This window comes from Streptomyces sp. NPDC001507 (assembly GCF_042894765.1).
Classification (GTDB): Bacteria; Actinomycetota; Actinomycetes; order Streptomycetales; family Streptomycetaceae; genus Streptomyces.
Genome location: NZ_JBIAVV010000008.1, coordinates 389,933 through 410,938, shown reverse-complemented (window position 1 = coordinate 410,938; position 21,006 = coordinate 389,933). Strand labels below are relative to the sequence as shown.

General features: G+C 71.3%; 16 protein-coding genes. 9 read left to right on the top strand and 7 right to left on the bottom strand.

The genetic code is table 11. The features are described 5' to 3' along the window. Positions 1 to 15: 15 nt before the first annotated feature. On the bottom strand, positions 16 to 951 hold the full coding sequence (locus ACFY0K_RS26915; protein WP_390641988.1) for a DMT family transporter: 936 nt from the start codon (positions 949 to 951) through the stop codon (positions 16 to 18). Between the two features lie 292 nt (positions 952 to 1,243). Then, positions 1,244 to 1,900, bottom strand: a complete 657-nt coding sequence (locus tag ACFY0K_RS26910; RefSeq protein ID WP_390641987.1) for a TetR/AcrR family transcriptional regulator — start codon at positions 1,898 to 1,900, stop codon at positions 1,244 to 1,246. A 61-nt stretch (positions 1,901 to 1,961) separates the two neighbouring features. Here ACFY0K_RS26910 and ACFY0K_RS26905 point away from each other — a divergent pair, with 61 nt between their 5' ends. The 3 genes from ACFY0K_RS26905 (at position 1,962) to ACFY0K_RS26895 (ending at position 4,288) form a co-directional block, all read left to right on the top strand. Beyond that, positions 1,962 to 3,113, top strand: coding sequence for an acyl-CoA dehydrogenase family protein (locus tag ACFY0K_RS26905; protein ID WP_390642074.1), 1,152 nt, complete (start codon positions 1,962 to 1,964; stop codon positions 3,111 to 3,113). A gap of 104 nt (positions 3,114 to 3,217) precedes the next feature. Beyond that, a complete protein-coding gene (locus ACFY0K_RS26900; protein WP_351958975.1) occupies positions 3,218 to 3,505 on the top strand; it encodes a YiaA/YiaB family inner membrane protein in 288 nt (95 codons plus the stop codon). A gap of 159 nt (positions 3,506 to 3,664) precedes the next feature. Continuing rightward, positions 3,665 to 4,288, top strand: a complete 624-nt coding sequence (locus ACFY0K_RS26895) for a TetR/AcrR family transcriptional regulator (protein WP_351958974.1) — start codon at positions 3,665 to 3,667, stop codon at positions 4,286 to 4,288. Positions 4,289 to 4,300: 12 nt separating this feature from the next. Here ACFY0K_RS26895 and ACFY0K_RS26890 read toward each other — a convergent pair whose 3' ends face one another. Continuing rightward, positions 4,301 to 4,762, bottom strand: a complete 462-nt coding sequence (locus tag ACFY0K_RS26890; protein WP_093504979.1) for a MaoC family dehydratase — start codon at positions 4,760 to 4,762, stop codon at positions 4,301 to 4,303. Positions 4,763 to 4,884: 122 nt separating this feature from the next. On the opposite strand from ACFY0K_RS26890, the gene soxR reads away from it, so the two are divergent. After that, complete coding sequence (gene soxR, locus ACFY0K_RS26885; RefSeq protein WP_390641986.1) at positions 4,885 to 5,349, top strand: redox-sensitive transcriptional activator SoxR; 465 nt, start codon at positions 4,885 to 4,887, stop codon at positions 5,347 to 5,349. 158 nt (positions 5,350 to 5,507) lie between these two features. Here the strand turns inward: soxR and ACFY0K_RS26880 are convergent, their stop codons facing one another. Together ACFY0K_RS26880 and ACFY0K_RS26875 are read right to left on the bottom strand one after the other, a co-directional pair. Next, positions 5,508 to 6,575 (bottom strand): RNA ligase (ATP), encoded by a 1,068-nt coding sequence (locus ACFY0K_RS26880; protein WP_390641985.1) that lies wholly within the window; start codon positions 6,573 to 6,575, stop codon positions 5,508 to 5,510. A 185-nt stretch (positions 6,576 to 6,760) separates the two neighbouring features. Further along, entirely contained in the window at positions 6,761 to 7,363 is a 603-nt protein-coding gene (locus ACFY0K_RS26875) for a hypothetical protein (RefSeq protein WP_390641984.1), read from the bottom strand. A gap of 268 nt (positions 7,364 to 7,631) precedes the next feature. Here ACFY0K_RS26875 and ACFY0K_RS26870 point away from each other — a divergent pair, with 268 nt between their 5' ends. After that, positions 7,632 to 10,421, top strand: coding sequence for a penicillin acylase family protein (locus tag ACFY0K_RS26870; protein ID WP_390641983.1), 2,790 nt, complete (start codon positions 7,632 to 7,634; stop codon positions 10,419 to 10,421). 83 nt (positions 10,422 to 10,504) lie between these two features. Here the strand turns inward: ACFY0K_RS26870 and ACFY0K_RS26865 are convergent, their stop codons facing one another. Both ACFY0K_RS26865 and ACFY0K_RS26860 read right to left on the bottom strand, forming a co-directional pair. After that, the gene (locus tag ACFY0K_RS26865) at positions 10,505 to 11,824 is read right to left on the bottom strand and encodes a serine-threonine protein kinase (RefSeq protein ID WP_390641982.1); all 1,320 of its coding nucleotides are present in this window, start codon (positions 11,822 to 11,824) and stop codon (positions 10,505 to 10,507) included. An 80-nt stretch (positions 11,825 to 11,904) separates the two neighbouring features. Beyond that, positions 11,905 to 13,146: an exo-beta-N-acetylmuramidase NamZ domain-containing protein gene (locus ACFY0K_RS26860; RefSeq protein WP_390641981.1), complete on the bottom strand. Its 1,242-nt coding sequence runs from the start codon at positions 13,144 to 13,146 to the stop codon at positions 11,905 to 11,907. 185 nt (positions 13,147 to 13,331) lie between these two features. On the opposite strand from ACFY0K_RS26860, the gene ACFY0K_RS26855 reads away from it, so the two are divergent. The 4 genes from ACFY0K_RS26855 to ACFY0K_RS26840 all read left to right on the top strand — a co-directional run bounded on the left by ACFY0K_RS26855 (position 13,332) and on the right by ACFY0K_RS26840 (position 20,917). Next, the gene (locus tag ACFY0K_RS26855; protein WP_390641980.1) at positions 13,332 to 14,096 is read left to right on the top strand and encodes an SDR family oxidoreductase; all 765 of its coding nucleotides are present in this window, start codon (positions 13,332 to 13,334) and stop codon (positions 14,094 to 14,096) included. 8 nt (positions 14,097 to 14,104) lie between these two features. Continuing rightward, positions 14,105 to 15,769 (top strand): class I adenylate-forming enzyme family protein, encoded by a 1,665-nt coding sequence (locus ACFY0K_RS26850; RefSeq protein ID WP_390642073.1) that lies wholly within the window; start codon positions 14,105 to 14,107, stop codon positions 15,767 to 15,769. A 29-nt stretch (positions 15,770 to 15,798) separates the two neighbouring features. Further along, a complete protein-coding gene (locus ACFY0K_RS26845) occupies positions 15,799 to 16,392 on the top strand; it encodes a TetR/AcrR family transcriptional regulator (protein WP_293998386.1) in 594 nt (197 codons plus the stop codon). A gap of 112 nt (positions 16,393 to 16,504) precedes the next feature. Further along, the gene (locus tag ACFY0K_RS26840) at positions 16,505 to 20,917 is read left to right on the top strand and encodes a LamG-like jellyroll fold domain-containing protein (protein ID WP_390641979.1); all 4,413 of its coding nucleotides are present in this window, start codon (positions 16,505 to 16,507) and stop codon (positions 20,915 to 20,917) included. The last annotated feature ends 89 nt before the right edge of the window (positions 20,918 to 21,006 follow it).

Below are 21,006 nucleotides of genomic sequence, written 5' to 3'. Positions count from 1 at the left end.
CGCGGGCGGGTGCCGTCACGCGGGCTTCCGGGTCTCCTCGGGCCGGGTCTCCTGCGCGGCGGCCACGACCCGGGAGGTCCGCGCCCGCGACCGGGACACCGCGACACCGGCCAGGCACAGCACCCCGCCCGCGAGCGTCAGCACACCGGGCACCTCCCCAAGCGCCAGCCACGACATCAGGACGACCAGCGCGGGCACCGCGTAGGTGGTCGCGCCCATCCGGCTGGCCGTCGTACGGGCGAGCGCGTACGCCCAGGTGGTGAACGCCAGGGCGAGCGGGAACACCCCCAGGTACAGCATGTTGAGGGTCGCGGAGAGCGGGGCGTCGGCCGCCTCGCCTACGAGCTGCCCGGAGAACGGCAGGCACAGGACGGCGCCGATCAGGCACCCGAACGTCGTCACCTGGAGCGCGCTCGCACGCCCGAGCGCCGGCTTCTGCGCGACCACGCCGCCGGCGTACGCGACGGCCGCCAGCAGGCACAGCACCACGCCGAGCACCGAGGAACCGCCCTCGCCCGACATCGACAGGCCGACGGTCACCGCGCCCGCGAACGACACGGCCATCCCCGCGAGCAGCCGCGGCGGCATCGGGTCGCCGAGCAGCCGGGCGCCGAGCAGGGCGATCAGGATCGGGCCGATGTTCACGACGAGGGCCGCGGTGCCGGCGTCCACCTGCTGTTCGCCCCAGTTCAGCACGACGCTGTAGAAGCCGAACCAGAGGAGCCCGGAGATCGCGATCCCGCGCCAGGCGGACCTGGGCGGCAGTCCTTCGCGCCGTACGAGGCACAGGAGCCCGAGCACGAGCGACCCGGAGAGCAGCCGGCCCAGCGCGAGCGCGCCGGGGGAGTAGGAGCCGCCCGCACTGCGGATCGACACGAAGGCCGACGCCCACAGCACGACGGTGACGGCAGCTGCGGCGACGGGGAGGAGACGGTGGTCGGGCTTCTTCATAGGGTCGAGGGTAGGGACTGGGAGCGGGCCAAGGCTGGCGGATTTCGGACGGGTGGGTGGGGCTGGGGACGCTTACCGGCGCTGACAGGGGGCCGCCGCGCCCACCCGTGCCGCCCCAGCGGCACGACTGCCCGCGGCCGGGTAGCTGCGACGCCGCCCGCGGCTGGGAGACGCGGTGACTGTGGCGCCCCGCCAGGGGCGCTGGGGTCCCCCGGCCGAAGGCTGGGGGAGGAACTGCGCGAACAGCCCCCACCTACCCGCACTCGACGTCCGGCCGAAAGCCCCCCGAACCTCACATCGTCTCCCCCACCCTCGAAAATTGCTCCTGCAACCCGTCCAGCAACGCCCGCAACCCGGTCTCGAAGGCCCGCTCGTCGATCTTCTCCTGTTGATCCGCCAGCAGGTGCGCCTGCCCCAGATGCGGATAGTCGGCCGGATCGTACGCGCTCGCGTCGCCCACGAACCCCGCGGCGAACGACCCCAGCGCCGATCCCATGATGAAGTACCGCATCAGCGCCCCGATCGACGTCGCCTGCGCCGGCGGCCACCCTGCGTCCACCATCGCGCCGTACACCACGTCGGCGAGCCGCAGCCCGGCCGGGCGGCGGCCGGGGCCCCGGGCCAGCACCGGGACGATGTTCGGGTGGTCGCGCAGCGCCGCCCGGTAGGACACCGCCCAGTCGTGCAGCGCGGTCCGCCAGTCCCGCCCGGCGTCGGGCCCGAGGTCTTCGAACATCGACAGGTCGACCTGCGCGCTGACCGAGTCCGCGACCGCCTCCAGGATCTCGTCCTTGGTGCGGAAGTGGTTGTAGAGCGACGGCCCGCTCACCCCCAGCTCGGCCGCGAGCCGGCGGGTGGAGACGGCCGCCAGACCCTCCGCGTCCACGAGTTCCCGGGCCGCCCGGACGATCCGGTCGGTGCTGAGGAGGGGCTTGCGCGGTCGGGCCATGGCGCACATAGTAGGGCCGGAGAAAGAAACTAGCAGTGCTAATTTAAAGGGTGATCGCATGGTGAACCTGGGGCTCAGCGAGGAGCAGACCGCCGTACGGCAGCTCGCCCGGGACTTCGTCGACCGCGAGATCACCCCGAACGTGATCGCCTGGGACCGTGCCGAGGAGGTCGACCGGGGGATCGTGAAGAAGCTCGGCGAGGTCGGCTTCCTCGGCCTGACGATCGACGAGGAGTACGGCGGCTCGGGCGGTGACCATCTCGCGTACTGCCTGGTGACGGAGGAACTGGGCCGCGGGGACTCCTCGGTCCGCGGGATCGTGTCCGTCTCCCTGGGGCTGGTCGCCAAGACCGTCGCCGCCTGGGGCACCGAGGAGCAGAAGCGGCGGTGGCTGCCGGGGCTCACCTCCGGCTCGTACGTCGGCTGCTTCGGCCTCACCGAACCCGGCACCGGCTCCGACGCGGGCAACCTCACCACCCGCGCCGTTCGCGACGGCGACGACTACGTCGTCAACGGCACCAAGATGTTCATCACCAACGGCACCTGGGCCGACGTCGTGCTCCTCTTCGCCCGCTCCACCGACGCCCCCGGCCACAAGGGCGTCTCCGCCTTCCTGGTGCCGGCCGACACCCCCGGCCTCACCCGCCGCCCCCTGCACGGCAAGCTCGGCCTGCGCGGCCAGGCCACCGCCGAACTCGTCCTGGAGGACGTCCGGATCCCCGCCTCGGCGATGCTCGGCCCCGAGGGCAAGGGCTTCTCGGTCGCCATGTCGGCGCTCGCCAAGGGGCGGATGTCGGTCGCCGCCGGCTGCGTGGGGATAGCGCAGGCCGCGCTGGACGCGGCCGTGCGGTACGCGGGGGAGCGCGAGCAGTTCGGCACGCCGATCGCCGGTCACCAGCTCGTCCAGGAGCTCATCAGCGACATCGCCGTCGACGTGGACGCGGCCCGGCTGCTGACCTGGCGGGTCGCCGATCTGATCGACCGGGGGCTGCCGTTCGCCACCGAGTCCTCCAAGGCCAAGCTCTTCGCCTCCGAGGCCGCCGTGCGGGCCGCCAACAACGCCCTCCAGGTCTTCGGCGGCTACGGCTACATCGACGAGTACCCGGCGGGCAAACTGCTGCGCGACGCCCGCGTGATGACGCTCTACGAGGGCACCAGCCAGATCCAGAAACTGCTCATCGGGCGGGCACTGACGGGCGTCTCGGCGTTCTGAGTACGTGCCTGAGTATCCGGCCCGAGTAGCCGGGGAGTATCGGGCGAGTACCGGGGAGTATCCGGACGGATGTGCCGCGGAACACGTCCGGCGATGCTCTGACCATGAGTGACACACCGGTCAGACACCAGAACACGGCCGCCTTCTACGGCCAGGCCGTCGCCTCCTTCGCCCTCGCCCTCACGGCCACCGCCATCGGCATCGTCCGGCTGCATGCCGACGCCTGGGTGCGCGGCTTCCTCGGCATCGCCGTGCTCTACCTCGTCACCTCCGCCTTCACCCTCGCGAAGGTCGTCCGCGACCGCCAGGAGGCCGGCCAGATCGTCAGCCGCGTCGACCAGGCCAGGCTGGAGAAGCTGCTCGCCGAACATGACCCCTTCGAGAAGCTCTGAGAGAAGCCCTGAGGGAAGCACTGGGGGAAGCCTTAAGGGAAGCCCTGGTGAGGCTCCATGCCAGCTGCCGCCCGGGAAAAGCTCTGAGCGGGCACACTAAGCGCTCGCTCAGCCGGGGCGGTATGGTGGAGCTCCGGTATCGAGAGGGGCGAGCGAGCGATGAGTACGGCGCAGGAGACGACCGGCGGCGAGGTCGAGCCGTGGGAAGAGGTCACCCCTGACGCGGCCCGGCGCCTGCTGGTCGCCGCCGTCGAGGCCTTCGCCGAGCGCGGCTACCACGCCACCACCACCCGCGACATCGCGGGCCGGGCCGGCATGAGCCCCGCCGCGCTCTACATCCACTACAAGACCAAGGAAGAGCTGCTCCACCGGATCAGCCGCATCGGTCACGACAAGGCCCTGGAGATCCTCCAGACGGCCGCCCGGCGCGAGGGCACCGCCGCCGAGCGGCTCGCCGACGCCGTCAGCTCCTTCGTCCGCTGGCACGCCGGGCGGCGCACCACCGCCCGGGTCGTGCAGTACGAACTCGACGCGCTCGGTCCCGACGCCCGCGCCGAGATCCTCGACCTGCGCCGCCAGGTCGACGCCGAGGTGCGCGGGATCATCCAGGAGGGCCTCGCCTCCGGCGAGTTCGACGTCATCGACGTGCACGGCACCACCCTCGCGGTGCTCTCGCTCTGCATCGACGTCGCCCGCTGGTTCAACGTGAACGGCCCCCGGACCCCCGAGGAGGTCGGCGCGCTCTACGCCGACCTCGTGCTGCGGATGGTCGGGGCCAAGTAGCGGCCGGCGTCCTCAGAGGTAGTACCGGGACACCGACTCCGCGACGCAGACCGGCTTGTCGCCGCCCTCGCGCTCCACGCTGAAGGCGACCGTCACCTGGACGCCGCCCGTCACGTCCTCCACGCCGGTGATCTTCGCGGTGGCGCGCAGCCGGGAGCCGACCGGGACGGGGGCGGGGAAGCGGACCTTGTTGGTGCCGTAGTTCACGCCCATCTTCACGCCCTCGACCGCGATCAGCTGAGGGCCGAAGAGCGGGAGCAGCGACAGGGTCAGATAGCCGTGCGCGATCGTCGTGCCGAACGGCCCGGCGGCCGCCTTCTCCGGGTCGACGTGGATCCACTGGTGGTCTCCGGTCGCGTCCGCGAACAGGTCGATCCGCTTCTGGTCGACCTCCACCCAGTCGGTCCAGCCCAGCTGCTCGCCCACGGCCGCCTTCAGCTCGTCGGGTGAGGTGAAGATCCTCGGTTCTGCCATGTCGCCGGCCCTCTCGCACTCACGGATCACGCGTGCATTGTCTAAGCAACTGCTTAGCATGGTCGGGTATGCGTCCCCTGTCAACGGACCACGGCCCGCGCCCGGTGGGTAGGCTCTGCAGGGTGCCGCAGATTCCCGAGAAGATCCACGAGCTGACCGTGGGCCAGTTGTCCGCACGCAGCGGCGCCGCCGTCTCCGCGCTGCACTTCTACGAGTCCAAGGGCCTCATCAGCAGTCGGCGGACCTCCGGCAACCAGCGCCGCTACACCCGCGACGCCCTGCGCCGGGTGGCCTTCGTCCGGGCGGCACAGCGCGTCGGCATCCCCCTCGCGACGATCCGCGAGGCCCTTTCGGAGCTGCCTCAGGAACGCACGCCGAACCGCGAGGACTGGGCGCGGCTTTCGGAGGCGTGGCGGGCGGAACTGGACGAGCGCATCAGGCAGCTGAACCGACTCCGCGACCACCTGACGGACTGCATCGGCTGCGGGTGCCTGTCCTTGAGCAGCTGCGTGCTGTCCAACCCGGACGACGTGTTCGGCGAGCGGCGCGCGGGGTCGCGTCTGCTGCCGGAGAGGGGGCGGCCGTAGTTCGGCTGCGGGCCGGTGGGGGCTGGTCGCGCAGTTCCTCCCCCAGCCTTCGGCCGGGGGGTCCCCAGCGCCCCTAAGGGGCGCGCTGCAGTCGCGTCAGCACCCGGCGAGCGCCGGTAAGCGTCCCCACCCCCGCCCCAGCCCCCACTCACCCGCACTTACTCGAACTCGGTCCCACCCTTGCGCGTCAGGTACGCCCCGCTCACCGCCTTCGCGATCGCCCGCCCCCCGGTCACCGCGCTGTACCGCTCCACCACCGGACGGATCACCACGCCCTCCCGCAGGTGCAGCCCCCGCCCGGACACGGTCTCCCGCCCGCTCGCGACCTCCAGCACCCGCTCGATGTCGTACGCGCCCTCGAACAGCCGCGGCACCAGGGGCAGTTCGCCCGCCAGGAGCTCCGCCGCGTCCAGCCACCGCACCGCCCCGTCGCACTCGGCCGACACGTCGAACGCGGCGTACCCGAGCGACTCCCGCCGCCCGTCGGCCCCGTACGTCAGGTCCTGGACCCCCGCCCCGTACACCTCCCCGAAGATCCCGACCCGGCGCGCGCCGAGCCGTTCGGCGAGTCGGCGGGCCGCCTCGGCGACGCCGTGGCCGCGCACCGCCCGCCAGTAGAGGTTGCGCGGATCCTCCTTGAGGGCCAGGGACTTCGCGCCGAAGCCCTTGGAGGAGACGTACACCCGGTCCGCGTCGGCGACATACGTGAGCAGGCACGCCGAACCGTGGAGCTTCTCGGTGAGGACCACCGGCTCGCCGGGCTCGAAGATGCCGGGGTAGCGCTGGATGTTCTCGATGTCGACCCAGGGCAGCAGATCGGGGGCCGACTCGACGTCCCCGTCCATCGTGGGCGGGACCGGCGGCACCCACTTGGTGATGCCGAGGGTCTCCGCGAAGTCGGTGCCCTCCGCCGCCGCCCGCACCAGGTCGACGCCGGCCAGCGCCTTCGGGCGGCACACGATGCCCTGCGAGAGCTCACCTCGCAGCCGCACCGCCCTGACCCGGTCCGCGTTGCTTCCCGCCAGCCGCCCGGTCAGCCCCAGCTCCTCGATCAGCGCGGCCGGCAGCACGGCCTGTTCGGGGATGTACAGGGCGGTCTCGCCGGTGCGGTACACGCCCTTGGCGACGACCGCGCGGTAGAGGCCCACCTGGGCGAGCTCCAGCGCGTCGGCGTTGGGGTGCTCGTGGACGGTCAGCACTTCGGCGGTGACGCGCAGCGTCGACATCGGTGCTCCTCGCTCGGAGGGAACCCGCGGGGTTCCTCAGCTGGGTTTCATCGGACCCAACTCTCCGGACGGGAAACGGGTGGAACCAGCGGATTAGCCGCTGCTATGGCGCTGTCCTGAGCGGTTGCCCACCGCGGGCCGCTCGGCAGTTGGGGGTGCGGCATCCCCGGCGCACCCCCACGTGGTCAGGCCGACATGAGAAGCCGCCCGAGCCTGGCGTAGGCCAGGGCCTCGGCGGTGAGCACCGGACGCGGCACCAGGATCCCGCAGTCCGCGCAGACCGGACCGGCGGAGGGCTCGTGGTCCAGGTCGTACTTCCAGATGAGGCGCTCCCCTGCGCACACCGGGCAGACCGTGCCCGGCTCGCGCTCCAGGGCGGCGATCAGCCGTCGCAGCACCTCGGCGAGTGGTTCGTCGGGATGGACCCGTGGGTCGTCGCACCAGGCCACTCCGAATCCGCCCCAGGTCAGCCGGTGCCAGTCGTCCACGCTGCCCGGGCGGCGCAGCCCGTCGTGCTTCTCCTTCTTGCGGCGCTCGGCGAACTCGCTCTCATAGCCGAGCCATACCGTCCGCGCCTCCTCCAGCTCCTCCAGTGCGCCCACGAGACGCGCCGGATCGGGGGACCGGTCCTCGGGACCGAACCCGGCCCGCGAGCAGAGATGGTCCCAGGTCGCGCGGTGCCCGTAGGGAGCGAACCGCTCCAGGCACTTGCGCAGTGAGTAGCGCCGTAGCGCCAGATCGCACCGTGGATCTCGCACCTGTCTCGCCAGACTCCGGAAACCGGCCATCGCCCTGCACCTCCGTCACACCTGCAGCTGTACTTCGGTCACTTCGGCGTCGCCGCACGGGCTCCGCGCGGCGTTGCCGTATAGACGTATCGACACTCGAATCGGCTCCATCCGATTTCCGATGCCGTCCATAAGGCCGCCCGCCTTGACCGACCGCCGGTGACACCGCCGACGCGGGCGACCCTTCCAAAACTTGACGCATGTTCATCTTCAATCCCGGGGATACCGGCGGTAACGTCCGGCACCACCCCCGTCGTGAGGAGCTGCCATGCCACGGCGCACCAGACATCACGCGTTGTTCGACAGACTGAGAACTCCCCGCAAGCTCCCCGGGTTCCTGAAAGCCGCATCCGTATGCGTGCTCATCGCCGGGCTGCTCTCCCCGCTGGCTGCGGCGACCCCGGCAGGGGCGGCCACGGCCTCCAACGACTACTGCGGCGGCCAGTGTTCCGACATCCTGCCGCCCGGCGAGAACGGCAACGCCACCCTCGCCCAGATCCTGCTCAACCAGATCTTCGGCACCGAGCCCGACCACGCCGAGGACCAGCTGGGCACCTACAACAGCCTGGCCACGGGCTACTCCACCCTCACCGACGCGAAGATCAACACGTTCTTCAACGACTCGTCGTTCGGGGTCGCTTCCGATCAAGTCGCCTCCACCGAGAGCCCGGCCGGCCGCAGCGACGTCACCATCGTCCGCGACAAGAAGACCGGTGTGCCGCACATCACCGGTACCACCAGATACGGCACGGAGTTCGGCGCGGGGTATGCGGCCGCTGAGGACCGGCTGTGGCTCATGGACGTGTTCCGGCACGTCGGCCGCGGCCAGCTCACCACCTTCGCCGGCGGCGCCGCCTCCAACCAGGGCCTCGAGCAGGAGTTCTACCGCAACGCCCCCTACTCCGAGGCCGACCTCCAGGCGCAGATCGACAACGCCGTCGCCAACAACGGCACCCGCGGCCAGCAGGCCCTCGCGGACGCCAACGCCTACCTGGACGGCATCAACTCCTACATCGACGCCTCCGACAGCGGCCGGTACTTCCCCGGTGAGTACGTGCTGACCGGGCACAAGGACTCGATCACCAACGCCGGCACGATCGACCACTTCAAGATCACCGACCTGGTGGCGCTGGCCTCCGTGATCGGCGCGCTGTTCGGCTCCGGCGGCGGGGGCGAGGTCAACAACGCCATATCGCTGCTCGCCGCGCAGGAGAAGTACGGTGTGACGGAGGGCACCAAGGTCTGGGAGTCGTTCCGCGAGCGCAACGACCCCGAGGCGGTCCTCACCGTGCACAACGGCGAAAGCTTCCCGTACGGCACCAAACCGGACAACCCGCAGGGCGAGGCGCTGCCCGACGCCGGCTCGGTGACCACCGAACCCCTGGTCTACAACGCCACCGGCACCGGCGCCGACCAGAACGCCACCGCCGCGTCCGAGACCGCGACCAAGACCGCGCTCAGCTCGGCCAGACGCGGCATGTCCAACGCCCTCGTCGTCAGCGGCAAGTACACCGCGAGCGGTCACCCCATCGCCGTCTTCGGACCGCAGACCGGCTACTTCGCGCCACAGCTGCTCATGCTCCAGGAGATCCAGGGCCCGGGCATCAGCGCCCGCGGCGCCTCCTTCGCCGGCCTGAGCATGTACGTCGAACTGGGCCGCGGCCAGGACTACGCGTGGTCCGCCACCACCTCCGGGCAGGACATCATCGACTCCTACGCGGTCGAACTCTGCCAGGACGACTACCACTACCTGTTCCACGGCACCTGCACGGCCATGGACGAGGTCGAGCAGGCCAACTCCTGGAAGCCCACCACGGCCGACGGCACGGCCGCCGGTTCCTACACCATGAAGGTCTGGAAGACCAAGTACGGCCCCGTCGAATACCGGGCCACCGTCGGCGGGAAGAAGGTCGCCTACACCACCCTGAGATCCTCCTACATGCACGAGGCCGACTCGATCATCGGCTTCCAGATGCTCAACGATCCCGACTACGTGAAGAGCCCGCAGACCTTCCAGAGCGCGGTGCAGCACATCAACTACACGTTCAACTGGTTCTACGCCGACTCCACGCACACCGCGTACTACAACAGCGGCAACAACCCGGTGCGGGCGAGCGGCGTCGACGCCGAGTTCCCGGTCTGGGGCCAGGCCGCCTATGAGTGGCAGAACTGGAACCCGGCCACCAACACGGCCGACTACACCCCGGCCGCGCAGCACCCCCAGTCGGTCGACCAGGACTACTACATCTCCTGGAACAACAAACAGGCACTGAACTACACGACCGCGAGCTGGGGCGACGGTTCGGTCCACCGCGGCAACCTGCTGAACGACCGGGTCAGGAAACTCGTCGCGGCCGGGGGCGTCACCCGCTCCTCGCTTGTCAAGGCCATGGCAGACGCGTCGCTCACCGATCTGCGTGCCGAGGACGTCCTGCCGGAGCTGCTGAAGGTGATCAACAGCAGTACGGTGACCGACTCCACGGCCGCCGCGGCCGTCACCAAGCTCCAGACCTGGCTGACCGCGGGCGGCAAGAGAACGGAGACCTCGGCGGGCTCGAAGACGTACGCCAACGCCGACGCCGTCCGGATCCTGGACGCCTGGTGGCCGCTGCTGGTGAAAGCCGAGTTCCAGCCCGGCCTCGGTGACGACCTGTACACCGCGTTCACCAACAACCTCTACATCGACGAGACCCCGTCGGCCGCCCACGGACCGACCGGTGCGCATGCCGGCAGCTCCTTCCAGTACGGCTGGTGGAGTTATGTCGACAAGGACATCCGGTCGGTGCTCGGGCAGACCGTCTCGGGACCGCTCGCCGAGCAGTACTGCGGCGGCGGCAGCCTCAGCTCCTGCCGGGACATCCTCATCAGCACCCTGAAGACGGCGGCCGGCACCAGCGCGTCCACCGTCTACCCCGGGGACTCGCTGTGCTCGGCGGGCGACCAGTGGTGCGCCGACTCGATCGTGCAGCGCACCCTGGGCGGCATCAAGCACTACAACATCAGCTGGCAGAACCGGCCGACCTTCCAGCAGGTCGTCGAGTTCACGTCACACCGGTGAGCAGCACGCCGGTGAGCAGCATGCCGGTGAGCCGAACGCCGGTGTGACCACCACCGTTCGGCTGCTGCCCCACGGCGGCGGGGTCACGCGATGTGCCCCGCCGCCAGCACCACCCGCGCCAGTTCGGGGTGCACGATGTCGCTGTGCGCCCCGGACGGCGGGCCGCCCCTCTTCACGACCGCACCCGCGTCGACGTTCACACAGCCCGGCGCGGTGAGCGGGCCGCGCAGCGCCGCCGCCAGGTCCAGCGACCGGGTGCCCGGCACCTCCTGGACGCCGTCGTAACCCATCGCGCCCCACCTGGCGCCCAGCATCCGCACCACGTCCTCGCCCAGCGCCGACTCGCAGTCGTCCGCCATCCGCGAGGCCAGCGGATACAGCGTGCCGAGCGACTCGTCGAAGTGGGAGTAGCAGCACACCAGCGGGCCGTCGATGCGGTTCTGCTGCCCCTGGAGCACGCCGCCGGCGCGCGGGTCGTGGGGCAGCCGGGCGGCGAACGCGTAGTGCGAGAACGCCCCTTGCAGCAGGGTCACGGACTTCACGGTGCGCACCCCTTCGGGCAGCCCGCGCAACGCGAACGACACCAGCCGGCCGCCGAAGCTGTGCCCCACCAGGTGCACCCGCAGGTCCGGTGCCGCCCCGGCCAGCTGCCCGATCACCCGCCCCAGCCCCCGCTCCCCGACGGTCCCCGCACGCCGCTTCATCGCGTAGTACGTCGCCTGCCGCAGCAGCTCCTTCGCGCCGTCCCAGGGGTTCGGCACCGTGAACCCGGCCGTGTCGCCGCTGCCCCGCAGGGTGGCCAGCGCCGCCGCGAACTCCTCGCACAGGCTGGTGATGTCCCCGTTGAACAGCACCGGCTCGTTCTGCGGGACGCCCTCCGCGAGCGTGTCCGCCGCGAACAGCGGCTGCGGGCCGCCGGGGAGGACCTCGACCAGCACCCGGACAAGGCGTCCGAACTCCTCCAGTTCGTTCGCAGGCCGCTGGTCCAGCATCCGCGCGATCTGGTCGACCACGGTGGCCCGCCCCGGGAAGGTCTCCAGGAGCGCGTGCCGGGTGTCCTTGTCCAGGACGGGCGCCTGCGCCTCCTCGGCCTCCGTGGCCACCACCGACTTGGGGAAGTCGGGGATCGGCTCGTCGCAGAACCGCATCGAAGGCCAGATCACCCCGGCGTACCCGATCCGCGCCTTCGGCGCGAGCTTCGGGACCGGCGCGAAGAACCGCCGGTACAGGCGGGTCGCCCCCGATCGGTCGTTGTTCCAGCCGTGCGCGAAGACGATCAGGTCACGGAGGCCGTGGCCGCCGATCTCGCCCAGCAGCCGGTCGCGTTCGGCGCCGTCCGGGTCCCCGTCCGCGTCGAATGTCAGTTCCCAGTAGGGAGCCACACTCATCCCAGGATCCGCCATACCAGGCTCCTCGTCCCCCGAACAGGTGCGATGTGCGCGCATCGTCCCGCCGCGGGGCAAGGTTGGCCATACAACACGCCTCACCTGTAGAGGAGAAATTCCTTTCGGACCCGGCGGAATGCGGCGAGTTCGTCCTGCCAGGCGCCGACGATCTCGTCCGGGCCCGCGCCGGCGTCGGTCATCGTGCGCACGCGCGCGGACCCGGTGAGCTTGTCGATCCAGTCGTCCTCGCGCCAGGCGAAGCCGCTCCACACCTTCTTCGCGGTGACCAGGAGGGCGATCGCGGTGCGTACGGGCTCGTAGGCGGCCCGGTCGTGCACATGGATCTGCACCCCGCCGACGGTCCTGCCCTGGAACTTGGAGAAGGTGGGCGCGAAGTACGCCTCCCGGAACCGCACGCCCGGCAGTGCGAGTTCGTTGGCCGCGGCCGCCCAGCGCGCGTCGATGCCCTCCGCACCGAGCAGTTCGAAGGGACGGGTGGTGCCGCGGCCCTCCGACAGGTTCGTGCCCTCGAAGAGGCAGGTCCCCGAGTAGACGAGGGCGGTGTCCGGGGTGGGCATGTTGGGACTCGGCGGCACCCAGGGCAGGCCGTAGGCGTCGTAGAAGCGGGAGCGCCGCCAGCCTGTCATCGGTACGACGTCCAGCGTCACCGGCGGGTCCAGGAACTCCGCGTTGAACAGCCGCGCGAGCTCGCCGACCGTCATCCCGTGCGCCTGCGCGATCGGCTGCCTGCCGACGAAACTGGCGAACTCCCGGTGCAGGACCGGGCCCTCGGCGGTGCGGCCGGTCACCGGGTTCGGGCGGTCGAGGACGACGAAGCGCTTGCCGGCCAGCCGGGCGGCCTCCATGCAGTCGTACAGCGTCCAGATGTACGTGTAGAAACGGGCGCCGACGTCCTGGATGTCGAAGACGATCGTGTCCACGCCGGACGCGGTGAAGACGTCGGCGAGGGGCTGTCCGCTCTTGAGGTACGTGTCGTAGACGGGGAGGCCGGTCGCCGGGTCGTCGTAGCGGCCCTCGGAGCCGCCGGCCTGGGCGGTGCCGCGGAAACCGTGTTCCGGACCGAAGACCGCCGTCAGCCTGACCCGCGGGTCGGCGTGCATGACGTCGACGATGTGGCGGGTGTCGGGGGTGATGCCGGTGGGGTTGGTGACGATGCCGGCCTTCTGGGCGGCGAGGAGGGAGTAGCCGTCGGCGGAGAGGTGGTCGAAACCGGTCTTGAGGTGACCGTGGGCGTCGGCTGTGGTGGCCGTGGGCAGGGCTGTCACGGCCGCTGCCGTTGCCGTGGCGGCGGTGAGCAGAGCTCTTCTGGACAGGCGCATGGGGTGACCTCCACGTCGAGTGCTCCCGCATGAAGTTTGGCAGGCCGCGGGCCGGATGTGGCTGGTCGCGCAGTTCCCCGCGCCCCTTTCGGGGCGCGTTGCGGTGGGCCCTTTCCTGGAACATACCGACCGGTTAGTGTGTCCGTGCTGAGCCGAGTCTGGTCGCGTCGTGTCGAAGGAGACCGATGGTGGGAGCCGTGCAAGATGCCCGAGTCGTCGTCACCGGGGCGGGAGGTGGCATCGGGGCCGCGCTCGCCCGGCGGTTCGCCGCCGAGGGCGCCCGGGTCGTCGTGAACGATCTGGACGGGGACAGGGCGGCCGCGGTCGCCGCGGAGATCGGCGGGATCGCCCTTCCGGGGGACGCGTCCGGCATCGTCGGCGCCGCCCGGGACGCGCTCGGCGGGAGCGTGGACGTCTACTGCGCCAACGCCGGGCTCGGGTCGGGCGGGTCCGAGGCGGCCGACGCGGCCGTGTGGGAGTCCGCCTGGGACGTCAATGTCATGGCTCATGTGCGGGCCGCGCAGGAACTGGTGCCGGAGTGGCTGGAGCGGGGGAGCGGGCGGTTCGTGTCGACCGTGTCCGCGGCCGGGCTGCTCACCATGATCGGGGCCGCCCCCTACAGCGTCACCAAGCACGCCGCGTACGCCTTCGCCGAGTGGCTGTCGCTGACCTACCGGCACCGGGGCCTGAAGGTGCACGCCATCTGCCCGCAGGGCGTCCGTACCGACATGCTGGCCGCCACCGGCAGCGCCGGCGACATCGTGCTGCAGCCGACCGCCATCGAACCGGAGGCCGTCGCCGACGCGCTGTTCAAGGGGATGGCGGAGGACCGGTTCCTGATCCTGCCGCACCCCGAGGTCGCCGACTTCTACCGGGCGCGGGCCGGCGACCCGGACCGCTGGCTGACGAACATGAACCACATCCAGCAGAAGTGGGAGGCCACCCGGTGAGCGAGTCGGTGACCGAGTCCGTCTATGCCGCCCGCCCGTGGGTGGGCCTGCTCAACGAGGCCCAGCGCGGGCCGGTCGAGCCGCCCGCCTCGCTGGTGCACGCCCTGCGGGCCGCCGTGGCCGAGGCGCCCGACCGCGCCTGCCTCACCTACTTCGACGCCCGCCTCACCTTCCGCGAGGTCGACGAGCTGAGCGACTCGGTCGCCGCGCATCTCGCCGAGCGGGGTCTGGAGCGCGGCGACCGGGTAGCCGTGATCCTGCAGAACTCGCCGCACTTCGTGCTCGCGCTGCTCGGCGCCTGGAAGGCGGGCGCGACCGTCGTGCCGGTCAACCCGATGTACAAGTCGGGGGAGGTCACACACGTCCTGCGGGACGCCGAGGTGGCCGCACTGGTCTGCTCGCAGCGGGCCTGGGAGTCGTACCTGCGCGACACGGCCGCCGACTCGCCGGTGCGGATCGTGCTCACCGCGAGCGAGCTGGACTTCCAGACGCGTGACGACGCGCGCGTGCTGACCTTCGAGCGGCTGCCGCAGGCCGCCGACGCCGAGGACCTGGTCGCCGTCGCGCGGCAGGGCGGCAAGGCCCCCGAGGGACGGGACCCGGAGCCCTCCGACATCGCGCTGATCAGCTACACCTCGGGCACCAGCGGCACCCCCAAGGGCGCCACCAACCTGCACGGCAACATCATGTACAACGCGGAGCGGCAGCGGACCGGGCTCGCGCTGCCCGACGCGCCGGTCTACTACGCCCTCGCGCCCCTCTTCCACATCACCGGCATGGTCTGCCAGCTCTGCGCCTGCCTGACCAGCGTGGGCACGCTCGTGCTCACGTACCGCTTCGAGCCGGGCCTGGTCCTGGAGACGTTCGCGGAGCACCGCCCGCAGTACACGGTCGGCCCGTCCACCGCCTTCATGGCCCTGGCCGCCCACCCGGACGTCACCCCGGAGCACTTCGCCTCCTTCGTCAACATCTCCTCCGGCGGCGCGCCGCTGCCGCCGGCCCTGGTGGAGAAGTTCCGCGCCGGATTCGGGCCGTACATCCGCAACGGCTACGGGCTGACCGAGTGCACCGCGCCGTGCGCCTCCGTGCCGCCGGAGCTGGAGGCGCCCGTCGACCCGGTCTCCGGGACCCTCGCGGTCGGCGTGCCAGGACCCGACACGGTCGTCCGCATCATCGACGACGAGGGCCACGAGGTGCCCTTCGGCGAGCAGGGCGAGATCGCGGTGCGCGGGCCGCAGGTGGTGCCCGGTTACTGGCGGCGGCCCGAGGCCACCGCCGAGACCTTCCCGGACGGCGAACTGCGCACCGGCGACATCGGGTTCATGGATCCGCAGGGGTGGCTGTACGTCGTCGACCGCAAGAAGGACATGATCAACGCGTCCGGCTTCAAGGTCTGGCCGCGCGAGGTCGAGGACGTCCTGTACACCCACCCGGCGGTACGCGAGGCGGCCGTCGTCGGGGTGCCGGACGGGTACCGCGGGGAGACCGTGAAGGCCTACATCAGTCTTCGCCCGGGAACTGCAACCGACCCGGACGATCTCGCCCTCTATTGCAAGGAGAGACTGGCGGCCTACAAATATCCGCGCCAGGTGGAGATCCTGCCCGAGCTGCCGAAGACGGCAAGTGGGAAGATCCTCCGACGGGAACTGCGTTCCCGACCGCAACAGGGTTAGTGGATCTACGAGAAAGGCAGGTGGCGGCAGTGCCCAGGACGACGGACGGAGACGGGGCTCCTGTTCCGCAGCGGCTTCTTGCCGCCGCCACCCGGCTCTTCGCGGAGCAGGGATACGACCGCACCTCCGTGCAGGAGATCGTGGAGGCGGCCGGCGTCACCAAGGGGGCGCTGTACCACTACTTCGGCTCCAAGGACGACCTCCTGCACGAGGTGTACGCGCGCGTGCTGCGCGTCCAGCAGGAGCGGCTCGACGCCTTCGCGAACGCGGACGAGCCGATCGAGAAGCGGCTGCGGGGAGCGGCGGCGGACGTGGTCGTCACGACCATCGAGAACCTCGACGACGCGTCGATCTTCTTCCGCTCCATGCACCACCTGAGCCCGGAGAAGAACAAGCAGGTGCGCGCCGAGCGCCGGCGCTACCACGAACGCTTCCGCGCGCTCGTCGAGGAGGGCCAGCGCGAGGGCGTCTTCTCCACCGCGACCCCGGCCGACCTCGTCGTCGACTACCACTTCGGCTCGGTCCACCACCTCTCGACCTGGTACCGCCCCGACGGCCCCATGACCCCCCAGGAGGTCGCCGACCACCTGGCCGACCTGCTGTTGCGGGCACTGCGCCCCTGATCGCTGCTCGTCCGCCGTTCATCTTCCCGTTGACGGAATTCACCCTTCCGTCACTGATCGCTCTTACCTTTTTCTTTCCTGTGAGCTGATCATGTCAAAACGGGGGTGTGGGATGGCGCGCCATGGAAGAGAACGGCCAAGACCTCGGCGTGGGGCGGCGCTCGGCCTGAGCGCCGCCCTGACGGCCGCGCTGCTGCAGTTGGGAGCGCTCCCGGCGGTGGCGGCCACGACCGGGGCCGTCCCCGGGGCCGCCGCCGCCCGGGGGAGCGCAGCGGCGGTGCCGTCGTCGGCGCAGCAGGTCGGCGCCGACGACGGCACCGCCGCCACCGAGGAGGAAGCACTCGCGGCGGCCCGGCGGAGCGGCCAGAACGTCGAGGTGGTCTCGCTGCGCGGCGAGAGCAGCGACACCTACGCCACCCCCGACGGCCACCTGGAGGCCCGGGAGTACCTGCGCCCGGTCCGCACCCGGATCGACGGCACCTGGCGGCCCGTCGACACCGCGCTCGCCAAGGCCGACGACGGCATGGTGGCCCCCAAGGCGGCCACGGTCGGACTGGAGTTCTCCGGCGGCGGCACCGGCCGCCCGCTGGTCCGCCTCGAGCGCGCGGGCCGCACGCTCGAACTCTCCTGGCCCGGCACCGTGCCCACCCCGACCCTCGACGGCGACACGGCCGTCTACCCCGACATCCTCCCCGACGTCGAACTGCGCCTCGGCGCCCGGCCCGACGGCTTCACCCAGCTCCTCGTGGTGAAGTCGGCCGCGGCCGCCGCGAGCGACGCGCTGGCCCAGCTGCGGCTGAAGCTGAACGCCGACGGCATGGCGGTCGACGAGACCGCGACCGGCGGGCTCCAGGCCGTCGACAAGGGCGCGGGCGGCGTCGTCTTCGAGGCGCCCACGCCGGTGATGTGGGACTCCAGCACAGGTTCCGCCGGCCCGGGCGGCACCAAGGCCGCCGGGCAGGCCGACCCGGTTGTCGCACGTGCGACCTCGTCCGCCGTGACCGCGGCCGCCGGCACCGCCGCCGCGCCCGACGGCGACGGACCCACCGCGGCCGAGTCCGCGCGTGTCGCGCCGGTCGGCGTCGAGGTCGCCGACCGCGGCGACACCCTCGTCCTCACCCCGGACAAGGAACTGCTCACCGGCGACGACACCCGCTACCCCGTCTACATCGACCCGCAGTGGTACTCGCCCAAGGCCACCTCCTGGACCATGGTGTCCCGGTACTGGGCCGGCTCCCCGCAGTGGAAGTTCAACGGCGACTCCGACGCCGGCCTCGGCTACTGCGGCTGGGACTACTGCGCCCCGTACGACGTGAAGCGGCTCTTCTACCAGATCCCGACCACGAAGTTCGCCGGCCGCTCCATCCTGTCCGCCGAGTTCGTCGTCCACGAGACCCACGCGGCCTCCTGCCAGAAGCGCGAGGTCCAGCTCTGGCGGACCAAGCCGATCTCCTCGTCCACCACCTGGAACAGCCAGGACAACAGCGACTTCTGGATCGGCCGGCTGCGGACCCTCAGCTTCGCCTACGGCTCCGACGGCTGCGCCGCCGCCGACGCCGAGTTCGACGTGAAGGACGCCGTCGCCACCGCCGCGGCCAAGAAGTGGTCCACCATCACCTTCGGCATGAAGGCCACGGACGAGGCCGACCGCTACACCTGGAAGCGGTTCTCCGACGACGCCTACCTGCGCGTGCAGTACAACCGCGCCCCCGCCAAGCTCGCTCTCTCCCAGCTCGGCATGAGCCCGGGCGGCCCCTGTGTGGCCGCCGACAAGATGGTGCGTATCCGCTCCGCCGCGACGATCCGCGCCAACGATGTCACCGACCCCGACGGCGACCCGGTCTCCGTGCAGTTCCAGGCCGACTGGGACGCCGGTGACGGCGCCGGCTGGAAGGTCCACTGGACCTCCGCCCGGACCACGAGCAAGAAGAGCGGCTCCGACTTCTCCCTGCCGCTGCCCAGCACCATCCCGAAGAACAAGCACGTCGAGTGGCACGTCCGCGCCTACGACGGAGCCCAGTGGTCGGCCTGGAGCTACACCGGCTCGCACGGCTGTCACTTCATGTACGACACCGGCGTTCCGGCCGGGCCGACGATCAGCTCCGCGCAGTACGGCCCCTCCGACTCCGAGAACCCGGACGACCCCTGGTGGGACGGCGTCGGCCGGTACGGCACCTTCTCCATCGACACCACCTCGGCCGACGTCACCAAGTACTGGTTCGGTGTCAACTCCTCGCCCACCAGCGCCAACACCCTGACCACCTCGGGCGGCGGCGCCAAGACGATCAAGTTCATGCCCACCAGGCCGGGCGTCAACTTCATCACCGCGCAGGCCTTCGACGCGGCCGGCAACGGCTCCGAGCCCACCACCTACACCTTCCGGGTGCGCTCCGGACAGCCCGACCGGCTGTCCTGGCAGCTGGACGAGAACGCCGGGGCGACGAGCGTCTCCGGAGCGGGCGACGACTGGCCGGCCGACCTGCACGGGGCAACCCCCGGCGGGACCGGTGTCGTCGGCCGCAGCCTGGCCTTCGACGGCACCGACGACTACGCGGCCACCGACTCGCCCGTCCTCAACACCGGCAAGAGCTTCTCGGTGTCCCTGTGGGCCAAGCTGCCCGGCAACGACCCCGGCCGGCCGGTCGTCGCGCTGTCCCAGGGCGGCCAGAACCACAGCGGCTTCGAGGTCTACTACTCCTCCGCCCTGGGCGGTTGGGTCTTCCTGCGGCACACCGACGACGCCTCCTCCGGCGGTGACGCCGCGCGCGCCGTGCAGCCGGCCTGCGCCGCCGGCGACACGGCGTGCACCACCGCCCGGCTGGGCGGCTGGACCCACCTCGTGGGCGTCTTCGACAACACCGCCCGCGTCGTCAAGCTGTACGTGGGCGGCAAGCTCGTCGGCAGCGCACCGTTCACCGCCCCCTGGGACGCCCGCGGCGGCACGGTCCTCGGCGCGACCCGGCTCTACGGCACCCTCTCCAACTACTTCCCCGGCTCCCTGGACGAGGTCCAGCTCTTCGACTACCAGCTCACCGACGCCCAGGTGACCGAGCTGGCGGCCCAGCAGCCGGTCGACACCGGCCGGCCCGCCAAACTGGTCTGGCCGCTGGACGAGACCGCCGAGGCCACCACCGTGACCGGCCGCGGCCAGCGCGCCGACGCCGTCCTCAAGGGCGGCACCACGGCGGGCACCACCGGGGTGAGCGGACGGGCCCTGACCTTCGACGGCGTCGACGACTACGCCACCACCGGCCGCCCCGCCCTGGACACCTACCAGAGCTTCGCGGTCTCCGCCTGGGTCCGGCTGCCCAAGGACAAGGAGGCCCGGTCCATGATCGCCGTCTCCCAGCTCGGGTCCGTACGGCGCAGCTTCGAGCTCTACCACTCCTCGGCGCTGGGCGGCTGGGTCTTCACCCGGCCCGAGTCCGACACCGCGGACGGGGCCCTGGTCCGGGCCACCCAGACCGCCTGCCCGGCGAACACCGACTGCGCGGCCGGCCGGTTCGGCGAGTGGAACCACGTGGTGGGCGTCTACGACGCCGACGCGGCCCAGCTCCAGCTCTACGTCAACGGCGTCCTGGCGGCCAGCACGCCCTTCACCTACCGCTGGTCCGCCGACGGCCCGCTGACCATCGGCAGCGGACTCACCACCGCCGGCGCGGTCACCTCCCCGCTCAAGGGCGACATGGACGACGTACGGCTGTACGACCGTGCCGTCTCCGGCGACGAGGTGCGGCAGCTCTTCAAGCAGCGTCCGCTGATCGGCGCCCGCTGGAAGTTCGAGTCGGCCACCGGCACCCCGCCCATCACCCCGGACGCCTCCGCGACCGGCGCCGGCATGACCCTCTACAACGGCGCCGCGACCGGCTCCGGCTGGGTCGACGGCGGACTCACCCTGGACGGCGTCGACGACTACGCGGCCACCGCGAGCGGTGTCCCGACCGTCGACACCAGCGCCAGCTTCACCGTCAGCGCGTTCGTCCAGGCCGCCGCCCAGCCCACCGGGAACGTCACCCTGCTCAGCGCGCCCGGCACCAGCAGGAGCGCGTTCGCCGTGCGCTACGTGCCCGGCACGGCAGCCGACGATCCGGGACGCTGGCGCATCGAGACCGCCGACGCGGACACCACGACCGCCACCACCACCCAGGTGGAGAACGGACAGTTCTTCAGCGTCCAGGACTGGACCCACCTCGCGGTCGTCTACGACGGGTTCGCCCACGGCCTCAAGCTCTACGTCAACGGTGAACTCCAGGACGTGGCCTGTGCGGACGCCGACGGGGACGGCGACCCGGACGTGGCCGGCTGCACGGACATCGACTCCTCCGACGAGAACGTCGTGACCTTCAAGGCCGCGCAGAACCTCCAACTCGGCCGCGCCAAGACGGGCACCAGCACCTGGGGCGAGTACTTCCCCGGCACGGTGTCGGACCTGTGGACCTTCCAGGGCGCGCTCACCGACACGCAGATCAGCCACCTCGCCGTCGGCATGCCGGGCGTCGAGACCGCCGTACCCAGCGGCGACTGACGAACCGTCCGGCCCACGCTCGTTCGACACGCACCCACCGGGTGCCGTACCGCACCGCCCACGGTCCGGCACCCGGTGGGGCGCACCGG

Excerpts from the sequence above, each read along its gene's own strand:
- ACFY0K_RS26915 (WP_390641988.1), bottom strand. The coding sequence starts at position 951 with ATGAAGAAGCCCGACCACCGTCTCCTCCCCGTCGCCGCAGCTGCCGTC.
- ACFY0K_RS26910 (WP_390641987.1), bottom strand. The coding sequence starts at position 1,900 with ATGGCCCGACCGCGCAAGCCCCTCCTCAGCACCGACCGGATCGTCCGG.
- ACFY0K_RS26900 (WP_351958975.1), top strand. The coding sequence starts at position 3,218 with ATGAGTGACACACCGGTCAGACACCAGAACACGGCCGCCTTCTACGGC.
- ACFY0K_RS26895 (WP_351958974.1), top strand. The coding sequence starts at position 3,665 with ATGAGTACGGCGCAGGAGACGACCGGCGGCGAGGTCGAGCCGTGGGAA.
- ACFY0K_RS26890 (WP_093504979.1), bottom strand. The coding sequence starts at position 4,762 with ATGGCAGAACCGAGGATCTTCACCTCACCCGACGAGCTGAAGGCGGCC.
- ACFY0K_RS26880 (WP_390641985.1), bottom strand. The coding sequence starts at position 6,575 with ATGTCGACGCTGCGCGTCACCGCCGAAGTGCTGACCGTCCACGAGCAC.
- ACFY0K_RS26875 (WP_390641984.1), bottom strand. The coding sequence starts at position 7,363 with ATGGCCGGTTTCCGGAGTCTGGCGAGACAGGTGCGAGATCCACGGTGC.
- ACFY0K_RS26870 (WP_390641983.1), top strand. The coding sequence starts at position 7,632 with ATGCCACGGCGCACCAGACATCACGCGTTGTTCGACAGACTGAGAACT.
- ACFY0K_RS26865 (WP_390641982.1), bottom strand. The coding sequence starts at position 11,824 with ATGGCGGATCCTGGGATGAGTGTGGCTCCCTACTGGGAACTGACATTC.
- ACFY0K_RS26860 (WP_390641981.1), bottom strand. The coding sequence starts at position 13,146 with ATGCGCCTGTCCAGAAGAGCTCTGCTCACCGCCGCCACGGCAACGGCA.
- ACFY0K_RS26855 (WP_390641980.1), top strand. The coding sequence starts at position 13,332 with ATGGTGGGAGCCGTGCAAGATGCCCGAGTCGTCGTCACCGGGGCGGGA.
- ACFY0K_RS26840 (WP_390641979.1), top strand. The coding sequence starts at position 16,505 with ATGGCGCGCCATGGAAGAGAACGGCCAAGACCTCGGCGTGGGGCGGCG.